Source organism: Tenuifilum sp. (genome assembly GCF_037481895.1).
GTDB lineage: Bacteria > Bacteroidota > Bacteroidia > Bacteroidales > Tenuifilaceae > Tenuifilum > Tenuifilum osseticum.
The window spans coordinates 1-9270 of sequence record NZ_JBBFKU010000061.1 but is presented as its reverse complement, the minus strand read 5'-3'; the positions used below and the strand labels follow the sequence as shown (position 1 = coordinate 9270).

5 protein-coding genes are annotated in these 9270 nt (G+C 41.8%); 3 read left to right on the top strand and 2 right to left on the bottom strand.

What is annotated here, in order from left to right:
- Positions 1-641: 641 nt before the first annotated feature.
- Positions 642-2792, bottom strand: a complete 2151-nt coding sequence (locus WHS63_RS12865; RefSeq protein ID WP_445205460.1) for a UvrD-helicase domain-containing protein — start codon at positions 2790-2792, stop codon at positions 642-644.
- Positions 2793-3103: 311 nt separating this feature from the next.
- Here WHS63_RS12865 and mnmE point away from each other — a divergent pair, with 311 nt between their 5' ends.
- Positions 3104-4507 carry a tRNA uridine-5-carboxymethylaminomethyl(34) synthesis GTPase MnmE gene (mnmE, locus tag WHS63_RS12860; protein ID WP_445205459.1) on the top strand — a complete coding sequence of 468 codons (1404 nt, stop codon included), beginning with the start codon at positions 3104-3106 and terminating at the stop codon, positions 4505-4507.
- Between the two features lies 1 nt (position 4508).
- On the opposite strand, the gene WHS63_RS12855 is transcribed toward mnmE, so the two are convergent.
- On the bottom strand, positions 4509-5369 hold the full coding sequence (locus WHS63_RS12855; protein WP_445205458.1) for an endonuclease/exonuclease/phosphatase family protein: 861 nt from the start codon (positions 5367-5369) through the stop codon (positions 4509-4511).
- A gap of 120 nt (positions 5370-5489) precedes the next feature.
- On the opposite strand from WHS63_RS12855, the gene WHS63_RS12850 reads away from it, so the two are divergent.
- Positions 5490-6887, top strand: coding sequence for an FAD binding domain-containing protein (locus tag WHS63_RS12850; protein WP_445205457.1), 1398 nt, complete (start codon positions 5490-5492; stop codon positions 6885-6887).
- Positions 6888-6898: 11 nt separating this feature from the next.
- Complete coding sequence (locus tag WHS63_RS12845; RefSeq protein ID WP_445205456.1) at positions 6899-9148, top strand: xanthine dehydrogenase molybdopterin binding subunit; 2250 nt, start codon at positions 6899-6901, stop codon at positions 9146-9148.
- Positions 9149-9270: the final 122 nt, after the last annotated feature.

Genomic DNA, 9270 nt, shown 5'->3' with positions numbered 1-9270 from the left:
TGAGAGGGAAGACTTTAGCCATGCAAAAAGTTTCCTAATTGCTTTTTCCCTCTCATATCAGGAGAAGGGCTGGGGTGAGGTCGTTTTTCACGAACATCGAGCAACGAACAACGAACAACGCTTCCAGCCCCGTAGGGGCGAAACATTTGTAACTCCATGGCTAATCCTACTCTAAAGCGATGCACGCAATACATAATCCAAAGAGCAAGGGTGAAGCGTTGCATCGCTACAGAAAGGCATGGCAAAGAGCGGTTTACAAAAAAACAACAAGAATTAAAGGGCTTAAGGTAAAGCGATGCTTCGGTTAGCTCAGCATGACAAGGGAGCAGAGAGGAAGATAGGGTTTTTGTCATCCCAAGCAAAGTCGAGGGATCTCTTCAAAGGATTGAAGAAAAATGAGTAATGAGATGCTTCGGCGAAGTCTATCCCTATAAATCGGGACTCTGCACAACAGCGTGATGTTTCGCTTGCGCGCAAAATGACAACTAACCTTTACTAAACAACATTAAAGCACTTTATAGTAATTAAGCGAAATTTGAGATTATATGTCCCCTTTAATGCGTACATTTGTAGAACCTGCAAAAGATTATTTTTTTTAAAGGCTGGGAAACGGATTAATTTCAATTAAGCAATATGGATTTTTAATCACTTACTTTTTTCCCACAGTATGGGCAAACAATCCAAAGTTTTTCCAGTTGACTGAAACAACGTTCACAAATAATTACTTTATCCACAACCGGTTTAACAGGCAATGTGGTTCTTACTGTGAAAATTTCAGGTATTTCTTTCAAAAAACTCGATTCAATTCCTTTTTCAGTTATTAAAAAAAGTTTATCTTTAGCCCTAGTCATTGCTACATAAAATAACCTTCTCTCCTCTTCCATCAACAAGTCATGGTTAGCTTGTTTTATTACCTGAAAAATTCGGTCTTCGAGCCATATATCAGGGAAACCACCATAACCTTCGGTCAAACCAACTATAAAAACAACTTTTGATTCGAGACCTTTTGAAGCATGTATTGTTTTTGCTTGAACTTTTAACCCCAACTTTTTGAACTGGTTGCTGTATGGTAAATACATTTTGCTTCGACGATAAAGAAATAAAACATCATCATTGCTGTAACCTTCGGCAAGCAGTTCTTTTATTTTACTAACACAGAATTGTATATTGTCTGCTTCATTATTACCCGAATATACAACTATTTTATGCTCTGATCTTTTTGCAGCAATAACTTCTTTGTCAACTTTGTATTTATTCTTTTTAATAACCTCATTACTAGCTTCAACTATATGCTGAGTGCTTCTGTAATTTAAATTTAGTTTAATTACTTTCGCATTTATAAAATGTTTCTCAAATTCAACTATGTAACTAACATTTGAACCTCTAAAACCATAAATACTTTGCCAATCATCCCCAACGCAAAATAATTGAGACCTTTCAGATAATAATAGTTTTATTAATTCAACCTGTAAGTTGTTAACATCCTGAAATTCATCAATAAGAATATATTCAAACCTGCTTTTAAATTTATTAGCAATATCCTGATGATTTTTAAATAATGATATGCTCCTTGATATTAAATCATTGAAATCTAAGTAAGATTTATTGACACAATAAGTTTCGTATTTCTTAACTATAGGAATAGCTAATTCATAAAAATTTCTAACTCTCTCGTGCTGGTCGTCTTTTGCTTTATTTAAAATATAATCAAAATCGATATTTTCAACTTTCATCATGTCTGTAATCCGCATGATGGTTTGAACGAACTCTTTTACATCCTCATGGTACCCATTAAATTCTTCTTTAAAATTGATTGTAAAGGTTTTATGATAATTTGACGGTAAACGATTTTTTATTATCCTATCAAGTGTACTGTTAAAAAGTTTGGAATCTTTTGTCATGCTTTCAAAAGTCTTGACATAACTTAAATTTCCCTTTTTAAATTGTTCTTCTTTTTCCGATGTAGGATGACTCTTATCGCTTACATGCTCAATGAAAAGATCTGCCTTAGGTATAAAAAAATCGGGGTGAAAGTAAAAATCTTTTACATTTAATGGTGGCTCATATTCATATTTTATTCCATGTCGATATAACCAATCTGCTATAAATTGCTCAGATTTTGAACGAACTCTAGTTCCATCAAGTGCTGTGTAATACTTTCCATCATTAGTAAAAAATTTAGGATCGTCTTTTCTTAGGTGTATTTTATCAATTATGTAGTCAAGGATATATCGTTTAAGTTGCAATAAGTAGTCGGTGTCTTCACATTGTTCAATTAATAGTTTATGCATTATTTCAAACGATGTCTCAGGAGCCACATACCTCGAAAGTTCATCTTCCTCATCTTTTTTTTCCTCCCCAAGTATCCTAAATTTATTGTCAAACTCATTGACGCCATAGTTTCTTAAAACACTATAACAAAAGGAGTGAAATGTTTTTACAGTTAACTTATCAATCCATTTATACTTTTTTTGTTGAATGTACCTTTCGTTATCTTTTTCGGTCTTGCTTCTTTTTTTATCAAATAAAAACTTTTCATAACCTCCACTTGTATCAGCAGAAATAATTAAACGATCTATCATTTCATTGGCTGCATTTTTGGTAAAAGTAATTGCAAGAATGCTCGAAGGACTCACTCCTTTCTCCTCAATCAGATATATAATCTTTTGTATTAGTGTTTTGGTCTTACCAGATCCTGCTCCAGCAAGAACTAAAAGTCGCTTTTCTTCACTTACAACAGCTTCACGCTGCTTGTCGTTCAATGTACCTAAATTGGTTTTTTGATTAGTCATGATATTCTTAAATCATTAAATAGGTTGATTCTTATAGACTTAAATCTCATTAAACTACTTATTTTAATTCTATTACTCATTGACACCTCAAAAATAAAAATTCTAAACCAAGTTAATTCAATTTTAACTAGTTTAATTAATTAATTATTGGACCTTTCGGTTTAAAGTTAATTCACTCAGTATTTGCCATAATGGCTTAAAGCGCTTACCTTTGTACTATAATTAGATGACTGGCGATTTAAAGCGGTGATCATATCTCATTGCCCAATCTGCTAAGTTTTATTGCCTGAACTATTTTAAGTGAACAATACATGACACTCGATACCACACAAACCATAGTTGCCATAGCCACACCGCCAGGAATGGGTGCAATAGCTGTACTCCGTTTAAGCGGTGAACGCTCTTTAGAGATTACCAGTTCTGTTTTCCGTCCTGCCAAAAAGGGGAAAAGCCTCAAGGAGCAGAAAGCCTATACCATTCACTACGGTTCCATTGTTGATGGCGACCGCGAGGTTGATCAGGTACTGGTTAGCCTTTTCAGGGCGCCTCATAGCTACACGGGCGAGGACGTAGTTGAAATATCGTGCCATGGTTCCATTGTTATCCAACAGCAACTGCTTGAGTTGCTGGTGCGCCATGGCGCACGGCTTGCACAACCCGGTGAGTTTACATTAAGGGCTTTCATGAATGGTAAAATTGACCTTTCGCAGGCCGAAGCCATTGCCGACCTGATAGCATCTACCAGTGAGACAGCCCGTCGGGTGGCGCTAAACCAGATGCGTGGCGGTATTTCCAACAAGCTGGCAGTACTTAGGAATGAGCTGCTCAGGTTTACTGCTCTTGTTGAGCTAGAGCTCGATTTTAGCGAGGAGGATGTAGAATTTGCTAACCGTGGTGAACTTGAAGCGTTGATTAATAGTATAATTTCAGAAATCGACAAGCTCTCGGCATCGTTCAGTCAGGGTAACGCCATTAAGATGGGTATACCTGTAACCATTGCCGGAAAACCCAACGTGGGTAAATCCACCCTGCTGAACCGCTTACTAAACGAGGAGAAGGCCATTGTTTCGGAAATTGCAGGAACTACACGCGATGCCATTGAAGATACAATCCACCTGGGCGGAATTAACTTCCGCTTTATCGATACTGCAGGGCTAAGGCAAACCACCGATACCATTGAGAGCATCGGTATTGAAAGGGCTTTTGCAAAAATTGAAAAAGCACGCATAGTGCTTTACCTAGCCGATGCTCAAGCCAAACTTGATGAAATTATTAGCGAGGTTGAGGCCTTTGCTACCAAGCTAACCTCATCGCAAAACCTAATTGTGCTGGTAAACAAGGAGGATAAATCAACTCAGGCTCATGTTGAGGAGGTACTATCGGAACTTGCAGGTAGAGGGTTTAATACACTTGCCCTTTCGGCAAAAGCCGGACATAATATTGAGCAACTACAGCAACTACTAATAGCCATGGGAAAAGCCGATATGCCCGAGAACGAGGATGTTGTAGTTACCAGTGTTAGACACTACAATGCCTTGCAATCGGCTCGAGCCAGTCTGACTCAGGTTTTGAATGGCCTACAGGCAAACCTAAGCGGCGATTTGCTTGCCATTGATATTCACCAGGCCATTGATTACCTGGGTGAGATTACCGGGGAAATATCGAACGACGAAGTGCTTGGCTTCATTTTCTCAAAGTTTTGTATAGGAAAGTAGTCTACCTTACCCGCATTTCCACAAAAACGGGCAAATGATCCGATGGAAACCTCTGCCTAAAGGCATCGTCGATATGGGCATGCCTTAAAATGTCAATTTTACTGCTATCAACAAAGCAATAGTCAATCCTATCGGTAAGCGGGCTACCATAATCGAACCCGTTCCAGGTACCCACTGGACCGTAGTGCCCAATTGGTGATAAATCGTATGTATCGGCAAAGTTTGATGTTACTGGAACTAATGAGCTATCTGTAGGAATCATATTGAAATCGCCGGTTATGACTACCGGCAAACCATCGGCAATTGCTGTAATCCGGTTTACCAGTAGTCTGGCTGAATTTTTGCGGGCTTCCTTTCCCATGTGGTCAAAGTGGGTGTTGAACAGGGCAAAGGTTTTTCCGCTTATCCTATCCTTAAAAATTGCCCATGTGCAAACCCTTTTACAGGCAGCATCCCAGCCTAGTGAAGGGGTATCGGGGGTTTCCGATAACCAAAACGTTTTACTGAATAGCAGTTCGAACCTCTGGGTACTGTAGATGATTGCCGAGTATTCACCTAGCGTATCGCCATCATCGCGGCCCACTCCAACAAAACCATAACCGTTGAGCATCCCCGTTATATCAAGCAGCTGATGATTAAGCGCTTCCTGAACGTTCAGAATATCGATATTGTAAAACTTAACCATTTTAGCAACATGTTCCTTACGGTAAGGCCATGCATTCAGCTCATCGGCGGTGTTATCGAACCTTATGTTAAAACTCATCACCCTAAAACTATCGTTTTTGTTCGAACTGCAGCCAACAGAAAGTAGTGCAATAAACAAAACAGCAATACTGATATTGCTAAGCCTAAAATTTATCATGGTTTCCAGAATTTTTCAATTTAATTCCTTAAAAATACATCAATTTTATTCCATTTTTACTATAAAACTTGATTTTTTTAATGGTTGATTTGTATATTGTGAAGCATATTAATAACATCCATGATAAGCTTTATACTTAACGACAAACCTGTAAACACCTCATGTAACCCGGGAATGAGCTTACTGGATTTTATCCGTTACGAGTCAAACCTACCCGGGACAAAAATTGGGTGCAGGGAGGGCGATTGCGGTGCCTGCACAGTGCTTATAGGCGAACTTACAAACGATACAGTTGAATACCGAAGCGTTACATCGTGTTTGTACCCATTAATTAACGCTCACGGTAAGCATGTTGTAACCATTGAGGGTATCAACTTAAGCAATACGCTTAGTCCGGTTCAGCAGGCTATGGCCGATAATGCCGCAACCCAGTGCGGATTTTGCACTCCCGGATTTGTTATGTCGTTCACCGCATTTTGCATGAACCACGAAACTCCTACTACTGAGCGTGCCATTGAGGCAGTGGCCGGAAACATATGTAGGTGTACCGGATACAAATCCATAGAGCGGGCTGCAGCCGATATTGCAAGGGTAATGCAGGAAAAGAGCATATCGAACCCCGTTGGATGGCTTGTTGGCAAAGGCTATCTTCCCAACTACTTTCTGGAAGTTCCAGGTAAACTTAAACAAATTATGGCTTTTGTTGATGAAACCCTTAGCACCTCGCAGGTGATAGCCGGAGGAACCGACCTTATGGTTCAACGCCCCGAGAGTATCTACGAACAAAAAGTAAAATCGACCTTTGACGGACATCTCCCCAATGAAATTACATTAAACGATTGCACCTGTACCGTTGGCGGTGCAACCCGGGTGAGTGAACTGATTGCTTCAGCAGAGCTGATGGAGCGTTTCCCTCATCTAAAGGAGTACCTGATGCTGGTTTCGTCGGAGCCCATCAGGAACATGGCTACCATTGCGGGAAACATTGTGAACGCCTCGCCAATAGGTGATTTAAGTGTGATGCTATTGGCATTAAATGCTCAAATAACCTCGGTTTCCGATGGCAAAACGCGCCAGCAACCGTTAAACCAGCTCTTCAAAGGCTACAAGCAACTGAACCTGAATGCTGGCGAGGTAATTCAGTACATCACCTTTGAGCTGCCAAAGAGCACTACTCAATTCAGCTTTGAAAAGGTAAGTAAACGAAAATACCTTGATATTGCAAGCGTAAACAGTGCAATGCTTATTGAAGTCGAGAACGGGAAGGTAAAAAAGTGCCGGATATCGGCAGGTGGGGTTGCCCCAATCCCTTTATATCTGCACCAAACATCAAACTATCTTTCTGGTAAGGAAATCAATTCACAATCTGTAACCCAAGCAATAACAATTATGCACGATGAGATATCGCCCATTAGCGATATCCGTGGAACCGCAGAGTATAAGAAGTTGCTGTTAAAACAGCTTTTCCTGGCACACCTGCAAAGGTTTTTGGGAAAACAGTTTGAGCAGATTTTTTAAGGTTAACAGTGATGAAAAATATCGATACCATAGGTCATGTAACGGGAAAATCGGTTTACCTCGACGATATCCCAACCATTTCGGGTACATTGCATGCAGCAGTTGTAGGCTCAGCCATTGCCCACGGTAAAATTTTAAAGGTTGATACCACGGAGGCACTAAGGCTGGATGGCGTGGTAAAAGTCATCACCTGCACCGATATTCCGGGCGAAAACCAGATTGGAGGGATAGTTGAGGACGAAACCCTGCTTGCCGAGGACGAAGTCCACTACCAGGGTCAACCCATAGCTGTGGTTATTGCAAAAACCGAGCGCGACGCCCACAAAGCAGCCAAAATGGTTCGGATTGATTACCAGGAACTGGAACCGGTTACCGACCCACGCATTGCAAAGGAAAAGGGGTTACTGCTCATACCACCCCGATCCTTCAGCATGGGTAACCCCAGTGAGGTTTGGAGCCATTGTAAATACATTGTGGACGATAGCATTGAGTTGGGCGGACAGGAACACCTGTACATTGAAACCCAAGGAGCTTACGCCTACCCCGTTGAAGGTGGCTATATTAAGGTTCACTCATCGACCCAGGGGCCTACAGCCGTTCAAAAAACGGTTGCTCGTGTTCTAGGATTACCCATGAACCTTATTGAGGTTGATGTGGTTAGGCTTGGTGGTGGTTTTGGGGGCAAGGAGGATCAGGCTTCAGGATTTGCTGCCATGGCTGCACTTGCTGCTCATATTACCGGCAAACCGGTAAAACTGGTTCTACCCCGTCACGACGATATGCGAATGACCGGAAAACGTCACCCATACAGCGGCGATTTCAGGATTGGGCTAACCGCTGACCTCAAGATATTGGCCTTTGAAACAACCCTGTACCAAAACGGCGGCGCCGCAGCCGACCTCTCGCCAGCCATTATGGAGCGAACGCTCTTCCACTCCACTGGTTCATACTATATCCCTAACACGCGAGTAACCGTGTATAGCTGCAAAACCAACCTTCCACCCAACACAGCCTTTCGTGGTTTTGGTGGGCCCCAGGGTATGTTTGTAATTGAAAGCGCTATTGCTAAAGCAGCCGAAACCATTGGCGTAAGCGCCATTGAAATCCAAAAGGCAAACCTGCTAAAAGAGAACGATGAATTCCAGTACGGGCAAAAGGCCGAAAACGTAAATGCCCGTAAATGCTTTGCCCTTGCATCGGAAAAGTTTGACCTTGAGAATCTCCGTAAATCCATTGAGAATTACAACCAAAACAACAAGTACAGCAAAAGGGGCTTGGCTGTTATGCCGCTCTGCTTTGGCATATCGTTTACCAACACAGCAATGAACCAGGCCCGCGCCCTTGTTCATATTTACCAGGATGGCAGCGTTTCAGTAAGCACGGGAGCCATTGAAATGGGACAAGGTGTGAACACCAAAATGGCGCAGGTAGCATCCATTCTGCTGGGGATTGATATTAGCCGGGTAAAGATTCATTCTACCAATACAACAAGGGTTGCAAACACTTCACCAACGGCTGCCAGTAGCGGTGCCGACCTGAACGGCAATGCGCTACGAATAGCCATTGCTGCCCTAAAAAAACGATTGCTTAAGGTAGCCGCTGAACTACTGGAATGCAGCGATGATGAGCTGACCATTGAAAACGAAACGGTTATCCGTAACGGTGAACCCACAGCCCTGAAATGGAACGAACTGGTTAAAAAGGCGCACCTGAAAAGGGTTGCGCTAACTGAGAACGGTCACTATGCCACTCCGGTTATCTACTTTGATAAAACCAAGGAGAAGGGACACCCCTTTGCCTACCATGTTTATGGGACAGGAGTTGTTACTGTAACGTTGGACTGCATCAGGGGAACCTATACCATTGATGATGTTTACATTGTACACGACTTTGGCAATAGCATCAACCCACTGATTGACCTTGGGCAGGTTGAGGGTGCTGTAGTGCAAGGGATAGGATGGCTAACCCTTGAGGAGTTAGCCTTTGACCCCAAGGGCCGATTGCTTTCCAATAGCCTATCCACCTACAAGGTACCCGATATTCACTTTGCACCCAAAAGCATACAGTGCATCCCGCTACCCACCAATGGTCCGGAACTGGCAGTACTACGTTCAAAAGCCATTGGCGAACCGCCATTTATGTACGGCATAGCAGCCTACTTCGCCATTCACAATGCCATTAAGGCCTTTAACCCAAGCTATAGCATAAAGCTCACTGCACCCCTAACCCCTGAAAGGGTTTTAATGCATCTGTACCAGTAGAGGTAGTGTTTAGTGTTTAGTGTTTAGTGTTTAGTGTTTGGTGTTTTGTATTGACCCCCTTTAAACTGGACTAATTTCCAAAGGGTTTAGAACTGAAGAATCAAAAATACTATTTTTGTTTG

Coding starts and splice junctions, on each gene's coding strand:
- WHS63_RS12865 (WP_445205460.1), bottom strand. CDS start 2,792: ATGACTAATCAAAAAACCAATTTAGGTACATTGAACGACAAGCAGCGT.
- mnmE (WP_445205459.1), top strand. CDS start 3,104: ATGACACTCGATACCACACAAACCATAGTTGCCATAGCCACACCGCCA.
- WHS63_RS12855 (WP_445205458.1), bottom strand. CDS start 5,369: ATGATAAATTTTAGGCTTAGCAATATCAGTATTGCTGTTTTGTTTATT.
- WHS63_RS12850 (WP_445205457.1), top strand. CDS start 5,490: ATGATAAGCTTTATACTTAACGACAAACCTGTAAACACCTCATGTAAC.
- WHS63_RS12845 (WP_445205456.1), top strand. CDS start 6,899: ATGAAAAATATCGATACCATAGGTCATGTAACGGGAAAATCGGTTTAC.